This window comes from Halosimplex salinum, from assembly GCF_003730195.1.
Taxonomy (GTDB): Archaea; Halobacteriota; Halobacteria; order Halobacteriales; family Haloarculaceae; genus Halosimplex; species Halosimplex salinum.
Genome location: NZ_QWGG01000001.1, coordinates 275,481 through 295,565, shown reverse-complemented (window position 1 = coordinate 295,565; position 20,085 = coordinate 275,481). Strand labels below are relative to the sequence as shown.

The 20,085-nt window shown below is 68.3% G+C and carries 17 protein-coding genes; 12 read left to right on the top strand and 5 right to left on the bottom strand.

What is annotated here, in order from left to right:
* Positions 1-206 precede the first annotated feature (206 nt).
* Genes D1409_RS01405 through D1409_RS01380 form a run of 6 tightly spaced genes read left to right on the top strand, consistent with a single transcriptional unit; the run spans position 207 to position 8,225 of the window.
* Entirely contained in the window at positions 207-3,374 is a 3,168-nt protein-coding gene (locus D1409_RS01405; protein WP_123533308.1) for a molybdopterin-containing oxidoreductase family protein, read from the top strand.
* Positions 3,374-4,549, top strand: a complete 1,176-nt coding sequence (locus D1409_RS01400) for a 4Fe-4S dicluster domain-containing protein (RefSeq protein WP_123533306.1) — start codon at positions 3,374-3,376, stop codon at positions 4,547-4,549. The genes D1409_RS01405 and D1409_RS01400 overlap by 1 nt, the downstream gene beginning before the upstream one ends.
* Positions 4,546-5,403, top strand: a complete 858-nt coding sequence (locus D1409_RS01395) for a TorD/DmsD family molecular chaperone (protein ID WP_123533304.1) — start codon at positions 4,546-4,548, stop codon at positions 5,401-5,403. Before D1409_RS01400 ends, D1409_RS01395 begins: the two co-directional genes overlap by 4 nt.
* Positions 5,393-6,454 carry an ethylbenzene dehydrogenase-related protein gene (locus D1409_RS01390; protein ID WP_123533302.1) on the top strand — a complete coding sequence of 354 codons (1,062 nt, stop codon included), beginning with the start codon at positions 5,393-5,395 and terminating at the stop codon, positions 6,452-6,454. Before D1409_RS01395 ends, D1409_RS01390 begins: the two co-directional genes overlap by 11 nt.
* Positions 6,454-7,485 carry a HEAT repeat domain-containing protein gene (locus tag D1409_RS01385; RefSeq protein WP_123533300.1) on the top strand — a complete coding sequence of 344 codons (1,032 nt, stop codon included), beginning with the start codon at positions 6,454-6,456 and terminating at the stop codon, positions 7,483-7,485. Before D1409_RS01390 ends, D1409_RS01385 begins: the two co-directional genes overlap by 1 nt.
* Positions 7,482-8,225 carry a hypothetical protein gene (locus D1409_RS01380; RefSeq protein WP_123533298.1) on the top strand — a complete coding sequence of 248 codons (744 nt, stop codon included), beginning with the start codon at positions 7,482-7,484 and terminating at the stop codon, positions 8,223-8,225. Before D1409_RS01385 ends, D1409_RS01380 begins: the two co-directional genes overlap by 4 nt.
* A 39-nt stretch (positions 8,226-8,264) precedes the next feature.
* Here the strand turns inward: D1409_RS01380 and D1409_RS01375 are convergent, their stop codons facing one another.
* On the bottom strand, positions 8,265-8,894 hold the full coding sequence (locus D1409_RS01375; protein WP_206424949.1) for a DUF302 domain-containing protein: 630 nt from the start codon (positions 8,892-8,894) through the stop codon (positions 8,265-8,267).
* A gap of 355 nt (positions 8,895-9,249) precedes the next feature.
* Between D1409_RS01375 and D1409_RS01365 the strand changes: the two genes are divergently transcribed.
* From D1409_RS01365 to D1409_RS01355, 3 genes are all read left to right on the top strand, one after another.
* Positions 9,250-11,067: an LEA type 2 family protein gene (locus D1409_RS01365; protein WP_123533294.1), complete on the top strand. Its 1,818-nt coding sequence runs from the start codon at positions 9,250-9,252 to the stop codon at positions 11,065-11,067.
* A gap of 144 nt (positions 11,068-11,211) precedes the next feature.
* Positions 11,212-11,532 carry a cupin domain-containing protein gene (locus tag D1409_RS01360; RefSeq protein ID WP_123533292.1) on the top strand — a complete coding sequence of 107 codons (321 nt, stop codon included), beginning with the start codon at positions 11,212-11,214 and terminating at the stop codon, positions 11,530-11,532.
* A 504-nt stretch (positions 11,533-12,036) separates the two neighbouring features.
* Entirely contained in the window at positions 12,037-12,306 is a 270-nt protein-coding gene (locus tag D1409_RS01355) for a hypothetical protein (protein WP_123533290.1), read from the top strand.
* Positions 12,307-12,589: 283 nt separating this feature from the next.
* Here D1409_RS01355 and rdfA read toward each other — a convergent pair whose 3' ends face one another.
* Complete coding sequence (rdfA, locus tag D1409_RS01350) at positions 12,590-13,246, bottom strand: rod-determining factor RdfA (RefSeq protein ID WP_123533288.1); 657 nt, start codon at positions 13,244-13,246, stop codon at positions 12,590-12,592.
* An 826-nt stretch (positions 13,247-14,072) separates the two neighbouring features.
* Here rdfA and D1409_RS01345 point away from each other — a divergent pair.
* Entirely contained in the window at positions 14,073-15,239 is a 1,167-nt protein-coding gene (locus D1409_RS01345) for an alpha-D-ribose 1-methylphosphonate 5-triphosphate diphosphatase (protein ID WP_123533286.1), read from the top strand.
* 110 nt (positions 15,240-15,349) lie between these two features.
* Positions 15,350-15,547, top strand: coding sequence for a DUF7511 domain-containing protein (locus D1409_RS01340; protein WP_123533284.1), 198 nt, complete (start codon positions 15,350-15,352; stop codon positions 15,545-15,547).
* Between the two features lie 89 nt (positions 15,548-15,636).
* On the opposite strand, the gene D1409_RS01335 is transcribed toward D1409_RS01340, so the two are convergent.
* Positions 15,637-16,251: a DUF7344 domain-containing protein gene (locus D1409_RS01335; RefSeq protein ID WP_123533282.1), complete on the bottom strand. Its 615-nt coding sequence runs from the start codon at positions 16,249-16,251 to the stop codon at positions 15,637-15,639.
* Positions 16,252-16,958: 707 nt separating this feature from the next.
* Here D1409_RS01335 and D1409_RS01330 point away from each other — a divergent pair.
* Positions 16,959-17,309: a HalOD1 output domain-containing protein gene (locus D1409_RS01330; protein ID WP_206424948.1), complete on the top strand. Its 351-nt coding sequence runs from the start codon at positions 16,959-16,961 to the stop codon at positions 17,307-17,309.
* On the opposite strand, the gene D1409_RS01325 is transcribed toward D1409_RS01330, so the two are convergent.
* Both D1409_RS01325 and D1409_RS01320 read right to left on the bottom strand, forming a co-directional pair.
* A complete protein-coding gene (locus D1409_RS01325; RefSeq protein WP_123533280.1) occupies positions 17,306-18,676 on the bottom strand; it encodes a nucleotide sugar dehydrogenase in 1,371 nt (456 codons plus the stop codon). The two genes, D1409_RS01330 and D1409_RS01325, sit on opposite strands and share 4 nt — an antisense overlap.
* Complete coding sequence (locus D1409_RS01320) at positions 18,673-19,656, bottom strand: Gfo/Idh/MocA family protein (protein WP_123533278.1); 984 nt, start codon at positions 19,654-19,656, stop codon at positions 18,673-18,675. The genes D1409_RS01325 and D1409_RS01320 overlap by 4 nt, the downstream gene beginning before the upstream one ends.
* Positions 19,657-20,085: the final 429 nt, after the last annotated feature.

Here is a 20,085-nt window from a genome sequence, read left to right as displayed (position 1 = left end):
CGGCGACCCCGTCCGCCCCCACGTGATTCCGAGAGGGGACTTGAACGCCCGCAGTATCGTGGCGCACCTGACTGAAAGACGGGGGGAACACTTTCGCCCCCGTTTCCCGGGGCTGGGAACGGGCTTACGGGTTGAGGTGGCGGGGATTACTCACGGGTAGATATGCGCCAGACACTGGCGAGCAGAGTAACGGGAGGTGACCGAGCGTGACGCTGTCGCGACGCGACTTCCTGGCGGCCGCCGGCGCCGGGAGCGTCGGCGCCCTGGTCGGGACGGCGTGGGGAGCGACCCAGGCGGTCGACCCCGTCACGTCGGTCGAGAACCCGCTCAAGTCGTACCCGAATCGCGACTGGGAGCAGGTGTACCACGACATCTACGACTACGACGAGGTAGACTGGACGGTCTGTCACCCCAACTGTACCCAGTCGTGTGCGCTGAACTTCTACATGAAAAACGGCGTCCCGATCCGGGCCGAGCAGGTCTATCACAACGAGGACCCCTCGGTCGGCCCCTCGGGCTACGAGGACGCCGGCGTGACCCAGCACTGGAACCCGCGCGGGTGTATGAAGGGCCTGACGCTCCACCGTCGGACGTTCGAGCCCTCGCGGATCAAGTACCCGATGGTCCGCAAGGGGTGGGACCCCGACGACCCCAACCCCGAGGGCCGCGGCGAGGACGAGTTCGAGCGGGTCTCGTGGGACGAGGCGATCGACCTCATCGCCGAGAAGATGGCGAACCTGGAGGACGAGAAGCGGTTCCACATCTTCAACGCGATCAAGTCCGACGGCCTGTTCACGCGCCACGGCTCCGGCCGCCGACTCGCTTCCATCTTCGGTGGCTGCGAGTGGACCGAGTACGACTGGTACGCCGACTTGCCGCCGGGACACGTCATCACGACCGGCTACCAGACCTCCGACTCCGACGCATCGGCGTGGCGACAGGCCGACTACACCATCATCCAGGGCAAAAATCTCATCCACAACAAGCTCGCTGACAACCACTTCCTGCAGGAGACCCGCGAGCGCGGCGGGAAGATGGTCGGCGTCTACCCGGACTACGCGCCGACGGTCCAGAAGTGCGACCGCTGGCTCCCCGTCCGACCGGGCAGTGACCCCGCGTTCGCGCTCGGTATCGCCTACGTCATTATCGACGAGGAACTGTACGACGCCGACTTCATGCGGCAGTTCACCAGCCTGCCGCTCCTCGTTCGGGAGGACGACGGCAAGTACCTCCGCGCTCACGAGGTGTTCGAGGACCACGAGGCGCCGCCCGAGGACCCCGAGCACCAGCACGAGGAGAACGACTGGGGCGACTTCGTCGCCGTCGGCGAGGACGGCGAACTGGTCGCGGTCACTCGCGAGGACGTCGGCGAGGAGACGCCCACGACGGCGCAGCTGGACGCCGAGCGAGACGTCGAACTGACCGACGGCTCGACGGTCTCGGTGCGGACCGACTTCGCGCGCCAGCGCGACAACGTGATGGAGCGCTACGACCCCGAGACCGTCGAGGACATCACGACCATCCCGGCCGACGCGCTGAAGAAGACCGCGCGGGAGTTCGCCGAGGCGGAGAAGGGGCAGTGGTTCACGGGCGAGGGGATCAACCACTGGTTCCACTCCAACGACTCGCTCCAGCGGGCCATCTTCTTCGTTCAGTCGATGCTCGGCAACATCGGCGACGTGGGCCAGGGCTACTACAACTACTCCGGCCAGTACAAGATCGAACTGCTGGACGGGTATCCCCACTACGTCAACCCGGACGGCCACGCGGCCCACGGGATGTACCCGGGCTACGCCTTCGCCTTCTTCGGCGGCGAGCAACTCGACCCCCACGAGGTGCGCGGCGACTTCGACCGCGAGCTGGAGCTCGTCCCACAGGGCGACGCCGAGGAGCCGGTGATGCCGACCAACGCCGAGTCGTACACGATGTCCCGGCCGGAGATCCTGTGGACGATGAACTGCAACCTCCTGAACCAGACCAAACACCAGGAGCACGTCATCGAGAACTTCGTGAAACACCCGGACACCGGCAACGAGTGTTTCATCGTCTCTGACATGCACATGACCTACTCCGCCCGGCACGCGGACATCGTGCTCCCGGTCCCCTCCTGGCTGGAGTGTGAGTACCCGGACATCACCGTCGGCCCGGAGAACCCGTTCGTCCACATGGACCACGGGGTGATGGACCCCATCTACGACACGAAACAGGACGGGGAGGCCGTCGCGATGGTGGCCGAGAAACTGGACGAGAAGATCCCGCCCGAGGAGCGCAACGTCGACTCCTACCGCGAGTACTTCGCGGAGTTCCTCGACGAGGACGGGGACGTGACCAACTACATCCAGGACACCTTCGACAGGGGGATGACGACCCGCGGAATCAATGTCGACGACCTCTGGGACGGCCCCGAGCGCCTGAACATGAAGACCTACCCGCGGATCCCCTTCTACTCGCAGATCCACGAGGACCGACCGTTCTACACCAAGACCGGCCGGATGGAGTTCCACAAGGAGGAAGACCGGTTCCTCGAACTCGGTCGCGACGACCTCGACCACGTCGAGAGCGTCGAGGGGACCCCCTACGGCGTGAACCAGAAGTGGGAGGACGCGAAAGACGAGGAGAACCCCCTCTATCACGACGAGGACAAGCAGTTCTACTACAACACGCCCCATCCGAAGTACCGGACCCACTCCTCGTGGGGGATGACCGACTGGAACCTCATCTGGTCGGCCCGTGACTTCGGGAGCGTCAACGCCGACCCCGAGGGGACCGAACGACTCGTCGACGACTTCTCGTTCCCGACGGGCGACGGCGAGACGGAGGACGCGCCCCCGCTCGGCGAGGCGTTCGTCGAGATCCACCCCGAAGACGCCGCGAACATCGACGTGGAGACGGGCGACTACGTCCGCATCTCCGGCAAACGCGGCGACCTCGTCGTCCGCGCGATGGTCAGCGAACGACAGCGGCCCCGCTCTGCAGGAGACATGGGCCAGTTGACGATCTGGCACGGCTGGTGGCCCCAGCACTTCCCGGACGACGAGGAGGACCCCGACGGGATCAAGGGGTACAACACGACGACGAACATCTGGCTCGACCCGCTCCAGGAGACCGACGACCTCGTCCACAAGGCGGTGTTCGGCGACCCGAACGTCTCCGAGGAGGTCCCCGAGGAGATCGCCTGGCACGGGGCCGAGCTCGAACACGGCTACGAGGAGACCGTCTGGGCGCCGACGGGGACCAACCGCGACGACCTCGTCGACGTCGAGAAGTACGCGGAAGCGGACTGGAAACCGGCCGACGCCCGGAAGGACGACGCCTTCCAGAGCTACGTCGGCGGGTCGCTGCAGGACGGCGCCGCGAGCGGAGGTGACGACTGATGCCACAGGTGAAAAATCCACAACTCGGCCGGGAGCACGACTACCCCTACGAACGCCGCGAGGAAGAGCGCGACTACCACTGGGGGATGGTCATCAACACGAACCGCTGTATCAACTGCAACACCTGCTCATTCGCCTGCAAGTCCACCTGGACCAGCGGCAAGGGCGAGGAGTACATGTGGTGGATGAACGTCGAGACCGAGCCCTACGGCGGCTACCCGATGGGCTGGGACATGCGCCTGCTCGACGACCTCGACGCCGGCCAGACCATCTTCGAGGCCGCCGAACAGGGCGAGAAGGTCCGGGGCTACATCGCCGACAAGGAAGAGTGGGAGTACCCCGCGCTCGGCGACGACCAGGTCCACGGCGAGTACCCCACGGGCGAGGTCGTCGAGAGCGACTTAGAGGAGGGCAAGCACCACGACATCTGGCAGTTCTACCTGCCGCGACTCTGCAACCACTGCAAGAACCCCGCCTGTCTCGCGGCCTGTCCGCGCCAGGCCATCTACAAGCGCGAGGAGGACGGCATCGTCCTGCTCGACCAGGAGCGCTGTCGCGGGTATCGACGGTGCGTGAAGGGCTGTCCGTACCACAAGCCGATGTACAACCCCGAGACCGGAGTTTCAGAAAAGCCCGTCGGCTGTTACCCCCGCATCGAGGAGGGGTTCGTCCCGCGATGTGTCTCCTCGTGTATCGGGAAGACGCGCCTGCACGGCAACATCAACCGGGGGCCCGACGCCGAGTCACCGGGTGGCGACGCCCCCGGCGGCCGGTCGCCGATCAACTACCTCGTCCACTCCGACGAGAAGGTGGCGCTGCCCCTCTATCCGCAGTTCGGCACGCGCCCGCAGGTGTTCTACATGCCGCCGTATCACGTGCCGCCGGAGTTCCTCACGCAGATGTTCACGCCCAACACGGAGGTCAAACTGAACGACTGGCCCGGCGACACGTACCGGGAGTCGATCGAGATCGTCCAGGACCGCGTGCGTAACCCGTCGCATCACGTCCTCGGCATCCTCCAGCTGTTCGGTGCGACGACGGAGCTCATCGAGACCTACGAGGTCACGGAGCACCGCGTCAAGGGGTGGAACCGCGAGGGCGAGAAGGTCGCGGACCTCCCCTTCGAGGAGGAACTCGAAGTCCGCGAGGGCGAGCAGTGGACCAACCAGCCATGACGAGACTCGACGAAGCGGACGGTACGTCCGCCACGACAGGCACCGACGCACGACCGACCGGCGGAGACGGTGCCAGGGTCGACGCTGCCGGCGTCGACGACGGCGTCCGCGACCCGGCGGCCGCCGAGGCGCTCCAGGCGTCGCGGGCGACGCTCTACGGGGCTGTCGGCGGCGCCTTCTGCTATCCCGACGAAGCGATGCGCGCGACGCTGACCGACGACGACGCTCGCGACGGCGTGTTGCAGGCCGCCGAGCGACTCGGACTCCGCGCCGAGGCCGAGCGGTTCCTCGACGCCGTCGCCGACGCCTCGGTGTCCGACCTCGAATCCGCGTACAACGCGCTGTTCGGCCTCCCGGACGGGGGCGAGTACCCCGTCGTACCCTACGAGGCCCACTACACGACCGGGTCGGACGTGGGCGAGTCCCAGCGCCGGATCGCGACCGTCGTCGGGCTGATGGAGACGTTCGGCGTCGAGCCCGGCGAGTCGTTCGCCGAACGGCAGGACCACGTCGCGGCCGAACTGGAGTTGATGCAGGTGATCACGGCCCAGCGCGCGGTCGCGATCCACGAGGGCGACGGGACGGCTGCCGAGCGACTGGCCGACGCCGAGGCGACCGTGCTGGACGAACACCTCGTCGAGTTCGTCCCGGCGTTCGCCCACGACGTTGAGCGGACCGTCGGCGACGACGACGGACCGGGCAGACGCGCCTATCGCGCGAGTGCGACGCTCGCCGCCGACCTGGTCAGACGCGACCACGCCGACAGCCGGGCGGACGGCGACACGGACGACGCGAGCGACGCCGACCATGCGGACGCCGGCGCGTCGACGGAGGTGAGCGACGATGCGGAGTGACGACGGCGGCGACGCGACGCTGTCTCGCCTGGCGAAGCGGCTCCCGCTCGACGGGCAGGCGGCGAAGACCGCGACGACGCTCGCCGTCGTGACGGTCGCGGTGCTACTGGTCGGGCAGGCCGCGGTCGTCGCGGCGGTCACGGGCGGCGCCCAGCCGCTTGAGAGCGTCGACAGCGTCCCGAGCGAGCCGTCGGCGGTCGAGTGGCAGGACGCGGAGACCCGGACGGTCTCGCTGTCCAAACAGCAGATGGCGCCGCCGTTCGGCGGCGGAAGCGTCGACGAACTCGACGTGCAGACGGTCGCCAACGAGAGCCACGTCGCGGTCCGCCTGTCGTGGGAGGACCCGACGCGGGACGCCGACATCGCGGAGCCGACCAACTTCAGCGACGGCGCGGCGGTGATGCTACGGACCGGCAATCAGCCCCCGATCACGATGGGCGCCGCGGGCGACCCGGTCAACATCTGGTACTGGCGGGCGAGCTGGCGTCACGGACCCGAACAGAGCGAGGGCGCCGGCGACATGTACGCCTACCCGCACGACGACTCGGTGACCCGACCGGGGCAGCAGGCCGGGAACCCGCTGTCAGGGCCGGAGTACGAGAACGGCGCGCAGAACTACTACGCGAAGGGCTTCGGGTCGCTGAGCCACGCGTCCGCCCAGCCGGTCCGGGCGAGCGGCGAGCGGACCGACGACGGCTGGGAGGTCACCTTCGTCCGCGAGCGCACGGGCGCTGGAGAGTACGACGCGGCGGTCACGGACGAGCAGGTGTACGTCGCCTTCGCCGTCTGGAACGGGAGCGCCGACGAGGTAAACGGCCAGAAATCGATCACGCTCCAGTACTCGACGATGGACCCCGATACCGCTGACCTCACCCTCCCCGACAGCGGCGGCGACGGGGCCGGGGACGGAGGCAGTCTCCAGGTCGGAGACGGCGAATCCGGCGGCGGCGGGGCCCCGGACGGGCGCACGCTCGCGCTCCCCGGGTTCATCAGCGGGCTCGTCCTCTCGGCCGTCCTCGTCTGGTTCGTCGCCTACTGGAGGATGACCTGATGACCGACGACTACGCCAACTGGAGCGCCCGCGGCCGCGCGCCGGCCGAGGACGAGGCCGGACTCCAAGCGGCGCTGGAGGGCGAACAGCCGGAGAAGCGCGAGGCCGCGCTCGCGCTGGTCGACGAGGCCGAAGCCGGACTCGCCGACGCGACCGTCGACGCCCTCGTCGGCCTCGCCCGCTCGGCCGACGACGCAAAGACGCGACAGTTCGCGGTCGAGGCGCTCGGCGTCGCGGGCCGCGAGCGGGAGACGATCACGGACGCGCTGGACGACCCCGACGAGTGGGTTCGCGCGGAGGCGGTCGTCGCCCTCTCGCGGACGGCACCGGGCGCGACTGTACCGTTGCGCGACGCCCTGACGGACGACCACCCGGCCGTCCGCCGGAACGCGCTCATCGCCCTCGCGCGAGTCGAGGGCGACGCCGAGACGCTGGTCGACCGGCTGAAGAACGACCCCGCCCCCGCGGTCCGCGAGTACGCCGCGCAGTTCCTGCCCGACGAGGCGGAGACGGAGCGGGCGGTTCGCCTGCTCGCCGCGGTGCTCGCGCGGGACCCGGGATCGTTCGTCCGTGCGAAGGCCGCCGAGGGACTGGGCGACCTCGGGACCGACCGCGCCGAGGAAGCGCTGGAGCGCCACGGGATCGAGGACCGGAGCGACGACGTGTGCCGGACCGCCGAGCAGGCGCTCGCCCGTTCGCGCGGCGTCGAGCCCGAGGAACTCGACGTGACCAGCGGTTCGCAGGGCTCGGATCCAGCCGCACCGGGCGCCCGGACCGGAACCGACCGGGCGAAACCGCCCGGCGGGTCCGACGCGCCGCCGGGTCGCTTCGACGACGGCCCGGGCGCACCGCAACCGGGAGCCGCGCCGGTCGACGGCGTGACCGGCCAGGTGGGCTCGCATCCCGGCCCCGACCCGCGGCCGCAGGGACACCGCGAGTCGCCGACCCGGTACGACAGCGACTCGCACGCCGGCGCGGAATCGAGCGACGGAGACGACCGTTCGAACCACGGCGACTCCGACAACTCATGACCGACCACTCGAACCCACCGACTGACCACTCGAACGGATCGACCGACCGTCCGAACACATCGACTGACCGCTCGAACGCATCGACCGACGGCGAGACGTACTCGCTCGGTGCACAGCCCGCAGCGACCGACCGCGGAGGCGGCGACGGAGCCGGAGCGGCCGACCGCACCGACGGAGAACCGGCCGACGACGAGGTGATGGGCGTCCCGATCCCCGAGGAACACGTCGGCGCGTTCGTCGCGGAGGCGTTCGAGGACCCCGAGCGGACGACGAGCTGGGCCGACATCGTCGACCTGCTGGTCGCGCCCCAGGCCCGCGACGCCTGGGACGAGCTCTCGGCCGCCGAACAGACCGTCGAAGTGCTCGACCGGGCCGCCGAGTACGACCGGCGGGCGACCGACGAACTGGAGCGCATCAAGACCAACAAGAGCGAACCCACCCCCGAGATCCGGTCGGCCTTCGACGAGGCGAAACGCCTCCGTCGCAACGCCGACGCCTTCCGCGACGGGGTGGCCGCCGCCTACGCCGAGGGCCGGATCGACGACGACGAACTCGTCGGTGCGGTCGAGGACTCGGCGTTCGACACCGGCCAGATCGCTCGCCGCGAGGACGAACTGGAGACGGTCACGAACGCCTACGGGTTCGACTTCCGCCCCTACGGCGGGACGCTGTTCGACGAAGATCAGGAGGGCGACGGAGACGAGGGCGGACTCGACCCCGACGTCCCCGAGACGTTCTGATCGGGATCGAAGTCGGCCGGTCCCGTCTGGCGGGACGGGCTACTCGCCGCCCGACGCGAGCCCGTCGAGCGCGGACCGGATCTGTTCGAGCCGGTCGCTCTGGCCCTCGATGCCGTGTCTCCGGGCGAGATACTCCGGGTCGTTGTAGGCCACTCTCGTCTGTCCGTCCTCCTCCCAGACGAGCAGCTTCTGCGGGAGGTCGATCGCGACCGTCCTGCTGGCCTGCATCAGCGGCGTCCCGACGGCGGGGTTGCCGAATATCAGGAGCGTGGTCGGTGGGAGTTCCTCGTCGACTGACGCGGCGTTCTCCGCGTGGTCGACAGTCGTCATCAGCGTCAGCGGGCCGTCCTCACCGTCGCTCTCGATCCGGTCCACGGTCGCTTCGACGCTCTCATCGGCGGTGATGGTCACGACCCCGTCGGCCTGCGATACGTCCTCTGTCGCTGTCTGGTCGGTCTCGGATGTCATCGGTGTCTCCGTGGGCGTGTCGGTCTGGGCCGGGGACGCTGTCTGCGTGGGCGACCCCGTCTGCGCGGCGGGATCTGTCTGCGTCGGGGAACCGTCCGTCGTGGCGGCCGGTCCCCCGGCACCGCCGTCGTCGGTCTGACAACCGGCGGTGCCGACGACGGCCGCACCGCCCAGCAGTCTGACCAGTGTTCGTCGTTTCATCCGCCGCGACCTTTTCGTGTCGTCGAGTTAATTATTCGGCGCCATCGGGATCGATACCCGGAGTTACGCACGGTAGATCGCGCTTACACGGTTCGAGGACCGCTCGCTCCGGCGGTGCGACGAGTTCGACGGAGACCGCGGTGAGAGTCACCGAGGCACGGAGAAGAGAACCGAGGTACGGAGAAGAGGACCGAGACCGCGGTGAAAATCGGTGGCGACCCACGCAGATCCCTGTCACTGGCGAGACCGTAACTCACGACTTCCGATCGACAGTTACGCAGATCCGGTCGACGTCCTGCCGAGTTCACCGACTCGAGCCGAACCCTTTTCCCGTTGCAGGGGTTCCCCTCCGGTGATGCTTTCTCGCCGCCGGATCAAGCGGGTCGTCGCGATATCTCTCGGAGTCGTGCTGCTGTCGGCGGTCGCCGTCGGCGTGCTCGTCGGGACGGGCGTCCTCTCGGAGCCGTCGGTCTCGGGCGTCGAGAGCGAGTGGGGGACGGTGACCGGCGAGACGACGGAGATCAGGACGACCGCGACCGTGGACAACCCGAACCCGGTCGGCGTGCCGGGCGTGGTCGACGTGGCGTACTCGGCCCGACTGAACGACGTCGTCCTCGCCCGCGGCGAGGAGACTGGCGTCGGCTTCGGCACGGGAACGAGCGAGTTGCGACTCTCGACGCAGATGTCCAACACGAGGATCGCGGACTGGTGGGTCACCCACGTCAACGGCGACGAGCGGTCGACGCTGCGCGTCGAGGCGACGGTCTCCGGTCCGGGGTTCTCCCGGGAGGTGCCCGCCCAGCGCTCGACCGTCGAGACGGACCTGCTGGGCGGCTTCGCCGGCGACGGCGAGCGGACGGTCGACTTCCAGGGCGAACCGTTCCTCCGCGTGCGAGGCCAGACCGCGGAGTGGGGCGAGGCCGACGAGTCGGTGACGCCGCTGACCGTCAGTTCGACGGTCGAGAACGTCCACGACTACCCGGTGACCCTCGACGGCGTCGAGTACACCGTCGAGATGAACGACGTGACGCTGGCCGACGACCGTCGGCTGTCGGGCGTCGCAGTGGACCCCGGCGAGACGGGGACGCTCGACGTGCGGATGGCGCTCGATTCGGCGAAGATGGCCGACTGGTGGGCGAACCACGTGAACGACAGCGAGCGGAGCGAGGTCTCCGTCCGACTCTACGGCCTCGTCGAACGCGACGGCGAGTACGAGCGGGTCCCGCTCCGGATCTACGAGCGGTCGCTCGACCTCGAGACCGACGTGCTCGGCGGCGGGGCGACGGGCGTGACTGCCCGGGAGCCGCCGGCGCAGGACGTCTCGTTCGATCGCCCGGAGGTCGCGGACGCGGACCGGGAGTGGGGCGAGGTCACCGACGCGACCACGGAGGTGCTGACGACGGTCGCGCTGAACAACACCAACAGCGACGCGGCGATAAACGACCTGCTCGCGCTCGACGTGTCGCAGCGAACCGAGATCAACGGCGTCCCGGTCGCCAGCGGCCACCGGCGGGTCGCGAGTCTCGACGCCGGTCGGTCCGAGTTCGAGCTCGCGTCGGCGATGAACAACTCCCGCGTGCCGTCGTGGTGGGCGCGTCACATCAACGGCGGCGAGCGGTCGACGATCCGGACTATCCCGACGGTTCGTGCCGACCTCGGGTTCACGCAGTTCGACGTGTCCGTCCCCGACCGGACGAGCGAGTTCGAGACCGACGTGCTGGCCGGGATCGGTGACGCGGAGTCCGAGACGGTCACCGTCGGCGGGCGGGAGACGCTCGTCGTCCGGCCGGGATCGGTCGCGTGGGGGACGGCGACGCCCGAGACCGCACCGGTCGACGTGCGCGCGACCCTGGAAAATCAGCAGCGCGAGGAAGTGACCGTCACCGCCATCGACTACCGGGTGACACTCGGCGGCGTGGTGCTCGCGAACCGGACCGTCCCGGAGAGCTACACCGTCCCGCCGGGCGAGTCGCGGGCCGTCGAGTTCACGATGGAACTCGACAACTCGCGGATGGACGAGTGGTGGGTCCGCCACGTGCGGAACGGCGAGTCCTCGGCGATGGAAGTCGCCGTCACCGCGACTATCGAGACGCCGGCCGGCACCGAGACCGTCCCGCTCGACTCTCTGAGCGGGAACTCGACGGTCGCGACCGACGTGCTCGCCGACGACTGAGCGAGCGCGGCCCGCCGCCGCTGGACCGCGTGGTGTCTCGCGCCGCTGGACCGTGGTGTCTCTCCGCCGGGCCGTCTGTCGCGCCGTCGGTCCGGTGGCGAACCGGCGAAGTTTATTACGGATTCGCTGACATAGTGTCGGCCGATGGCACCTACCAAAGTCAACTACGCGGACGTGGACCCGGTCGGCGGCGGCCTGCACTTCCTGCGCGACGACCTCGACTGCGAGAACCTCGGGGTCTCCGTGCTGGAGTGTGACCCCGACTGGACCGGCAAACCACACGACCACGCCGAGGACGGACAGGAAGAGGTGTACGTACTCGTCGAGGGTGCGGCCACAGTCACCGTCGACGGCGAAGACGTCTCGATGACGGCGGGCGACGCCCTCCGGATCGACCCCGAGGAAGAACGCCAGATCGTAAACGGCAGCTCGGAGAGCACGTTCGTCCTCGCCGGCGCCCCCTGACTCCGGCCGCCGACCGGCGCACCGTCACTCAAAGTACCATAAATTCGTACATCACTCGAACAATATACGAATCGGCAGACAGTTTTCGGGCCGAGTGTCGGGTAGAGCGGTGGAAGTAGCTCTTCTCCCGCCGATTCGTCGTTTTCGAGCGGCGATCGAAATAGGGTGCTCGAGGAAAACCGCGTAGAGAAACGGAATAGTATCGGGTCAGGAGCGAGTCGCTTAGACGAACAGTACCGAACTTCGATCGTTTGGAAGACCGTACTGATTGTAGATATATGTCGGGGGCGGACCATCTCGGTCGGATTCGACGGGGTGCTCGGGTGGCTGTGGGCCACCCAGTGTGGGTCGGTACGACCGGCTTACCGGACTCGTAACCCCAGTGCAACGGTCGGGAGAGTGGTGCACCTGTCGGGACAGGCGTCCGGGTTTATACGATAGAATCGGCTATACAGGGACGATTCCGCGTCCGCAGGCCTGTGGACGGCGGATCGGAGCACCAGCATGAGACGGAACTTCAAGGGGACGGACCGAGGCAAGCGCGTGATCAGCGGCGACGGCTCGGCAGTCGGGACGCTCGTCCGCGTCGACGGCGACCGGGCGCACGTGTTGCTCGACCCGGAGCGCGCGGAGCACCGGGACGTCGGCCCCACCGACGCCGGCGCGTCCCGGTCGACGCTCACCATCGACCGACGGACCGTCGCCGAGAGCACGAACGAGCGCATAGAGCTGACCGACGACGCCGACCTGCTCGAGCGACGGAGGCACGCGTGAGCGACGACGACTCCGAACCCGAATCACCGCCGCCGAGATTTCCCTGACGCGGTCGAACGCGCGCCCGATCCCACCGCGTCTGCCTCGAGAGCTACTCCGTCGCACTCACCGTCGGGTCCGGGCCATCGACGAACGTTCGTCTCGATGACTGGACGGACGTTCGTCCCCATGACCCGACGGTTGCCAGACCCGGCCGTTCGACGCTCCGACCGGAGACGGCCCCGCCTGTTCGGACGAGCCCAGAACTGGCCCCTTCGGACGAGTCCGGCCCGCGAACACCGGCTCACTGGTCGCGCGACTCGGATTTTCGACCGTGACCGTCGCTGCCCTCACCTGATCCCGAGCAGTCGCATTCGGCGTCGCGGAGGAGCGAGACCACCTCGCGGTCGGCGCCGCAGTCGTGACAGCGGACTCTGAGGTCGAGGAAGACGTCGAAGTCGCCGAGCGTCATCCGGTCGGCCGATCGATGGCGCTCGAGGGTCCCCTCGGCGACGGTCTGTGTCCGCCCGAGCAGTCGCTGGATCGTCTCCACGTCCGTGTCGACCGGGTCGGCGCCATCACAGGGCGACGACGCCTCGCGGACCTCCGTGAGATACGTGTGGATCGACTGGTGTGAGACGAAGTCCTCGCGGAGCGCGTCGACGTCCACCCCGCTCCGCGCGAGTTCGTTGCGCACCTCGGCTTTCCGCCCCTCGCTCACGTCCGGCTCGGTCAGCGTCTCGTAGGTCCGCTCGACGACGCGCTCCGTCGGGCTCCCGTCGGCCCGGCGCATCGCGGTGCGGAGGAGCGCCTCGTTGAACTCGTCGGCCAGGTCTCGAAGACTCGTCCGCGACCTGCCCGCACCGGTCCAGCGGGCCTCCAGCCGATCGCCCATCCCGTCGAGGTCGTACTCGGCGATGAGTCGGGCGACCTTGCTCCGCGTCGTAGCGTCCGAACCCATGTCAAGGTCTCACTCACGGCTCCGACTTACACCTATCGGTGCGAGATCATGTTCGTGCCGGAGGGGACCGAAACCGTCGCTGAGCGGTGTCGTACGTCGAAGATGGACGCCCGCGCCGGCTCGTTCGGGTCACGGGCGGTCGAGCCGACGGACGTCCACGGACCGCTGGTAGACGCAGCCGTCTTCCCGTGTGACGCCCCGTGCGGGGCGCCACACCGAAGGAGCGGCCGACCGGTGGGCTGGGAAGCCGACGGGAACGGGAGCCTCGTCGGCGATGCACAGGGGTTCGGGCGTGTCAGGTGGTGCCGGTCGTTGGGTCGACGGCATCCGAAGTGTGGGGTGAGAGACTGTTAAACGGCCACAATCGTTCACGAGGGAGCGAACGCGGTAAAGGCCGGCTACGGCGAGACAACCGGTCGTTTCCCCGCTCGACGCTCCAGAGCTGCGGATATCGAATCGATCGGTCGACGCGACGGCCGTCAACGTCCGAAACCTCCGGAACGCCTCGATCGGCCATACCGCCGTGTTCCCGCTCCTATGCCGGCATATGCGACGTATAACCAAGTGTCGACTGACCGTCCGCTCAGTCGGGGAGAGGGAGACGTGGTGGACCCCGTTCGGATGCCATGTTCCGCCGACCCGGAGTTCGCCGCCCCGACCGCTCGACGGGAAGCGGCGACGGCCGCCCCGAACCGGCCCCGTTCGTTCTTTCGACGCCCGGATACCGATCGCGACCGGCGAGGACGGTCGGAACTGCCCGAACCGGTCGTATCGCAGACCTTAGCCCACCTATAACTATCGCTGTCGCCCGTTACGGTGGACTACGATGAGTGAACCGACCGACGAGAACCGCGTCGTCGTCGAGGGCGGGACGGTCGTCACCCCCGACACGGCGCTGGAGGGCGGGCGAGTCGTCCTCGACGGCGATCAGATCCTCGCCGTCGACGCGCCGGCCGACAGCACCGACCAGCCGACGGGCGCGAGCCGTCGGGTCGACGCGACCGGCCAGGTCGTCCTGCCGGGACTGATAGACTTGCACGGCGACGACGTCGAGCGGTACCTGTACCCCCGTTCCGGCGAGCGCGTCGACACGCGAATGGCGCTCGCGGCCGCCGACAGACTGACCATGGCCGCGGGCGTGACCACCAAGTTCGACGCGATCGCGTTCGAGGACGCGCCCGAGAAGAACCGGTCGATCGAGGGCGCGAGCGAGCTCCTGGAGACGGTCGCGGCCGACGAGGGACTCCTGGCCGACCATCGCGTCCACGCGCGCTGTGAGGTCACTGACGCGGCGTCGGTCGCCGCCGTGGGCGATCTGGCGGACCGACCGGTCGTCGACGTGGTCTCGCTGATGGCGCACGCGCCGGGCCGCGGTCAGTTCGCCGACGAGACGGATTTCGCCAGTCGCTACGCGGACGGGCGCGGCGCCGCGACCGACGAGGCCGCCCGGGTCGGGCGCGAACGGCGTGACGTGACCGAGGCCACCGTCCGCGAGCGGGTAGCCGACCTGGCTACCGACCTCGCGAGCACCGACGTGTTGCTCGCCACCCACGACGACGGCGACCCGGCCGCCGTCGACGACGCCGTCGACCACGGCGTCGAACTCTGCGAGTATCCCGTGTCGCTCGCGGCCGCCCGCCGGGCCACCGACCGGGGCGCAGCGACGGCGATGGGCGCCCCGAACCTCGTTCGCGGCGGGAGCCTCTGGGGGAATCTGGACGCCCGGGAAGCGATCGACGCGGGCGTCGTCGACCTGCTCTGCTCGGACTATCGCCCGCAGGCCCTGCTCGCGTCGGTGTTCGTCGACACCGGCGAACCGCTCGAACGGCGCGTCGCCCGCGTCACGAGCGAGCCGGCAGCGGTCGCCGGCCTCGACGACCGGGGCACACTCTCACCGGGCGCGCGTGCGGACCTCGTCGTCGTCGATCCGGACCCCGTTCCGACGGTGTCGAGAGCGTTCGTGGCCGGCGAGGAAGTGTACCGCTGTCAGTGATCGCGTGACGGGGACAGTTGCGACGGTTGCATCGAGTTTCGAGTGTATAGGCCCGCTACGGATTCTGTAGACGACCAATTACAATGGGTAGCTGGGGTGATTGTCGTCGTATGTCGACGGAAAGGACCGGTCAGTGGCAGAGTGATCGCGAAGCGCCGACGTGGGAACTGCGGGCGGTGGTGGAGCGGTACGACGACGAGCCGGACCAGTGCACCATCTACCCGGCGGGCGTCGACGACCACACCCGGATGGCGACCTGGATCTCGGCGACCGAACCGTCGTTCGTCGAACTCGGTGCGGTGCGCTGAGTCGACCGGTAGCGACGCTCTCTTTTCGAGCTGATTGTTGAACACCGTCCGGTGACGGAGCGTGAAAAAATCGGAGGACGGACCGGATGTCAGTCGGTCTGGCGCTGGTCGAGTGACTGCGCGGTGGCGACGCCGACGATGCCGAACAGCACGACGACCGAAACGAGGGTCGGCGTGAGCAGTGCGACACCGAGCTGGCTCGCGGCCAGCAACAGCGTGCCGGCGGCGGTCAGCGAGCCGTAGTACAGCGGCCACGGCCGGTCTACCTCGTCGGACTCCTCGAGGTACTCGTAGAGCTGCTCGGCGTTCGGACCGAGCGAGATACGGCCGCGGTTCTGGTTGAACTCGACGATGTCCATGTTGTCCATCTTCGGCAGATGGCACTGGTAGAGCCCGACGTACACGCACTTGCGTTCGTTGGACGTCACCTGAGCGACTGTCGTGCCGTTCTCGACGGCGGCGACGTGCTCCGCGAGCTCTCCGAGGGACACGGTTCCGCCGTGTTCCTTGAGATAGTGCAACACCGTCCGGCGTCGCTCGTTTTTGAGGATCTCGAAGACGTGGTCGAGCGGCAGTTCCGAGCTCGTCTCCGGCTCCTCCGCCGCGCTCGCGGCGGCCGCTTCCGCCTCGCTGGCTTCCGACTGCTCGTCGGTTTCCTCCGGGAGGAGGTCCTGGTCGTCTGCACGCTGGGACGTGGACGACATCAGCCCCTCACCTCCAGGAGCGGGCGCTCTTCGGGCGGAGTTCGATCGGTCGATCCGCCGTGGAAACGATTACTCATCGTTCGCCCGCTGGAACGTGTCTGCTCGTCCCCGGGAAACAGTTGATGGTCGATTCGTGTCCGATTCGTGGGATATGTCTGCATTCATGTGTCCGTACCCCCGGCGCTGGAGACCCCTCCACAGAGTGTGTTGCGCCGTCCGTCCGTGACGAGTCACGGACACTTAATCTTTCTTGATTGAACAATCCCGACCGCGCAAATAACGATCTCATTACCGGACGCCCTCAGTTTTCGCAGGGCAGTAGTGAGTGGTTGCCACCGAAACTCCTCGATTAGGGGGGCCGTTCCCGAGGTAATGGACCCATTTCGACCGATTGTCGGCGCCACTCCCGGACGAACGCCGACGTGTGACTATCGTCACACCCTACCGAACGGTTCGGCCGTCGACACGTCGTCCGATTTCGGCTCGCCCGCGAGACAACCGACACTTACCGTCGGCGGGATGTGTCCGTTATCAGACGTGTAAGTAGATGGAACGGATGGCGCGCAGCAGTCGGGCATCGCTTACGGTGTCTGCGACGGACTCGATGGTCGCCGGTGGCGGGAACGTACTTGGTGACCCTCAGTTACGGACCCGAAGATTCTTACTACCCCGTCCAGACCTTCGGAGTGAATTCGAATGGATTCTGCATGCCAGGACGACAGGGGCCGGGGTTCGTGACGATGTCGAACCGAACGACCGACGGCAAGGGCGGTGGGACCGACTCTACGCAGGTCGTCTACTCGACAGCGGCCGAGCGTGAGGACGAGACGGATATCAGCATCGCCGTGATCGAAGTGCTGGCCGAGGCGCGTGGGGTCGAACCCGTCGAGATGGACGAACCGCTCTACGACGTGGTCGACCCGGACGCGCTCGACCAGTTGTTCACGGGCCAGGCCGAGACCGCAGTCGGCGGACGCGTCGTCTTCGAACTCGGCGACCACGAAGTCACCGTCCACGCGGACGGCGACATCCTCGTCAGAACGGTCGACTCAGGCTAGCGCTCGTCGGACCCGTCTCCGAGTCGCGACACGGGGTGTGGTACGGCATCGGCGTCTAACTGGCGTCGCGCGTCGACGACCACCAGGTCGTCGAACGCCTCCCACGGGATCTCGACGAACTCGTCGTGAGCGGTGGCGATCACCGCAAGGTCCAGCTCCCTCGCGCCGATCTCGTCGAGTGACACCCGTTCGACGCCCGACGGCGGTGAACTCGTGCACACGGGGTCGACCGCGTAGACGCTGTCGGCGCGGTCGGCCAGGAGTTCGGCCACGTCGACTCCCGGGGACGCGCGCGTCTCGTCGACGCCCGGCCGATAGGTGAGGCCGAACACCGCGGCGGTGCTATCGCCCAGGTCTCGCCCCTGGTCCGATAGCGCGTCGACGGCCTGATCGACGGTGTACTCCGGCATGTACTCGTTGACGTGCCTGGCCGTCTGGAGGAGCGGTGTCGCCGATTCGAACTCGGAGATGACGAAGTACGGGTAGTACGGGATGCAGTGGCCGCCGACGCCGGGACCGGGGTCGTGGATGTCGCAGAACGGCTGGGTGTTCGCGACCTCGATCGCCTCGGTCACGTCGACGCCGAACTCCCCGGAGAGGGTGGCGAGTTCGTTCGCCAGCCCGATGTTCACGTCGCGGTAGAGCCCCTCGAACACCTTCACGCACTCCGCCGTCGTGCAGTCGTCGACGGTGATCACCTCGGCGTCGGTGATCTCGCCGTAGATCAGTTCGGCGACGCGAGCGCTCTCGTCGTCCGCGCCGCCGACCACCTTCGGGTGACTCCCGCGGATGTCCCGCAGGGCGCGGCCGCTCATCGTCCGTTCGGGACAGAACGCGAGGCCGAACTCCCCGAGTTCGAGGCCGCTCTCGGCTTCGAGCCACGGGCCGACGCGGTCGCGGCAGGTCCGGGGCGGGACCGTCGACTCGATGACGACCGTGTCGCCGGCGTCGAGGCCCGCGCCGACCGACCGGACGGCGGCCTCGAGCGTCGAGAGGTCCGGCTGGTCGTCCTCGACGAGGGTGGGGACGATGACGACGTGGACGCTCGCGGCGGCGGCCGACGCCGTCGCGTCGGTCGTCGCCGAGAGAGACCCGTCGGCGACGAGTCGCCGGACCGTCTCCGGGAGACCGGGCTCCCCCTCGACCGGACACTCGCCCGCGTCGACCGCGCGAGCGACGTCCTCGTCGATGTCGACGCCGGTCACGTTACCGGACACGGCGGCGTAGACGGCGGCGAGCGGGAGGCCCATCTTCCCGAGGCCGTACACCGCGACCGGGACCGACCCGCCGGTGAAGGCCCGGCGCTGCGTCGCTTCGGGCGCCTCCGCTCCGTGGAGTCGCGTCGGCTCAGAGCGCTGGGGCTTCACGGGTTCGGCACCTCGGTCGGGGTCGTGTCCGCGTCGCCCTCCGCGGCCGCCTCGATCCGGGCCGCCAGTTCGACGGCGCGGATCCCGTCTTCGCCCGTCGTCCGCGGCTCGGTGCCGTCGCGGACGGACTCCACGAACGACGAGAGCTCGTTTTTCAGCGGCTCGCCGGTCTCGACGGTCGGGCGTTCGATGACGCTCTCGTGTCGGTAGCGCACGTCGCCGTCGGTCGCGACGTACTCGGGGAGCGAGTGGCGGTGGATCTGCACCGACTGGTCCATGTAGTCGACCTCGACGTGGCAGTCCTCGGCGGTCACGGCGAGGTCGCGCACCCGCTCCTGGGTGACGCGGCTGGCCGTGAGCGACGCGACGAGTCCGTCTTCGAACTCGAGTTGGGCGACGACGTGGCCGCCGTCCGCGGCGCCCACGGCGGACACGTCGGTGACCGCCTCGTCGGTGAGCGAGCAGATCACGTCGATGTCGTGGATCATCAGGTCGAAGACCACGCTGTCGACGCTGTCGCGGTCGACCGGCGGACCCTGTCGACGGGCCGCGAACGCGATGGGGTCGGCGTCGACCATCACGTCCCGGAGCGCGACGATCGCGGGGTTGTACCGTTCGATGTGACCGACGCCGACGACGAGGCCGCGGTCGCGCGCCGCCGCGAGCAGGTCGTGTCCCACCTCGGGGTCGGCGACGAACGGCTTCTCGACGAGTATGTTCGTCCCGGCGTCGATGGCCTCGCGGGCGACCGCCTCGTGAAACCGCGTCGGCACGGCGACCGAGACGCCGTCCGTCCGTGCGAGCAGTTCGTCCCGGCTCATGGCGCGAGTGTCGAACTCGGCGGCCACGGAGTCGGCTCGTTCGCGGTCGACGTCCGTGACACCGACCAGGTCGACGTCGTGGAGTTCACTGTACACGCGAGCGTGATGACGCCCCATGTTTCCGACGCCGACGACGCCGGCTCGAACCCTGTCCGTCATCGATTCCCCCCGCGTCGACCGGTCTCACGGATCGTTCGAACCCGATCTCGTCGCGCGCCCCCGCACGGCTGCTGCGCGTCGACCCGCGTCAAGGGCTGGCTCGGCGAACGTAGCCCGTCGTTCCGCGGCGATAGTGTGGCTGCCGGAGTCGGCCGTCCCTGGCTCATGAATCACCCGGTGGTAGCGCTGAGAGTCGGCTTTGTTATGCGTTTCCTTTGACTAGTAGCGGGCTGTTACGGGGAGCGTGGGGCGACGACCGGAGGGGCGACATCGCAGATTTCGGTCGTAGCGGCCGTCTCTCCGCTCAAATTCTCCGTTCCTCTACACCCCGCCGGAGTAACCGGTTCGTAACAAAGTGATACCCACTAATCTGCCTGCCTGTGTCGAGATACGACAACGACGGGGCCACGATATGTGGCAATCCGCTGA

What these genes read in the sequence shown, in the direction of transcription:
- D1409_RS01400 (WP_123533306.1), top strand. Translation starts at nt 3,374, where the DNA reads ATGCCACAGGTGAAAAATCCACAACTCGGCCGGGAGCACGACTACCCC.
- D1409_RS01395 (WP_123533304.1), top strand. Translation starts at nt 4,546, where the DNA reads ATGACGAGACTCGACGAAGCGGACGGTACGTCCGCCACGACAGGCACC.
- D1409_RS01390 (WP_123533302.1), top strand. Translation starts at nt 5,393, where the DNA reads ATGCGGAGTGACGACGGCGGCGACGCGACGCTGTCTCGCCTGGCGAAG.
- D1409_RS01385 (WP_123533300.1), top strand. Translation starts at nt 6,454, where the DNA reads ATGACCGACGACTACGCCAACTGGAGCGCCCGCGGCCGCGCGCCGGCC.
- D1409_RS01380 (WP_123533298.1), top strand. Translation starts at nt 7,482, where the DNA reads ATGACCGACCACTCGAACCCACCGACTGACCACTCGAACGGATCGACC.
- D1409_RS01375 (WP_206424949.1), bottom strand. Translation starts at nt 8,894, where the DNA reads ATGAAACGACGAACACTGGTCAGACTGCTGGGCGGTGCGGCCGTCGTC.
- D1409_RS01365 (WP_123533294.1), top strand. Translation starts at nt 9,250, where the DNA reads ATGCTTTCTCGCCGCCGGATCAAGCGGGTCGTCGCGATATCTCTCGGA.
- D1409_RS01360 (WP_123533292.1), top strand. Translation starts at nt 11,212, where the DNA reads ATGGCACCTACCAAAGTCAACTACGCGGACGTGGACCCGGTCGGCGGC.
- D1409_RS01355 (WP_123533290.1), top strand. Translation starts at nt 12,037, where the DNA reads ATGAGACGGAACTTCAAGGGGACGGACCGAGGCAAGCGCGTGATCAGC.
- rdfA (WP_123533288.1), bottom strand. Translation starts at nt 13,246, where the DNA reads ATGGGTTCGGACGCTACGACGCGGAGCAAGGTCGCCCGACTCATCGCC.
- D1409_RS01345 (WP_123533286.1), top strand. Translation starts at nt 14,073, where the DNA reads ATGAGTGAACCGACCGACGAGAACCGCGTCGTCGTCGAGGGCGGGACG.
- D1409_RS01340 (WP_123533284.1), top strand. Translation starts at nt 15,350, where the DNA reads ATGTCGACGGAAAGGACCGGTCAGTGGCAGAGTGATCGCGAAGCGCCG.
- D1409_RS01335 (WP_123533282.1), bottom strand. Translation starts at nt 16,251, where the DNA reads ATGTCGTCCACGTCCCAGCGTGCAGACGACCAGGACCTCCTCCCGGAG.
- D1409_RS01330 (WP_206424948.1), top strand. Translation starts at nt 16,959, where the DNA reads ATGCCAGGACGACAGGGGCCGGGGTTCGTGACGATGTCGAACCGAACG.
- D1409_RS01320 (WP_123533278.1), bottom strand. Translation starts at nt 19,656, where the DNA reads ATGACGGACAGGGTTCGAGCCGGCGTCGTCGGCGTCGGAAACATGGGG.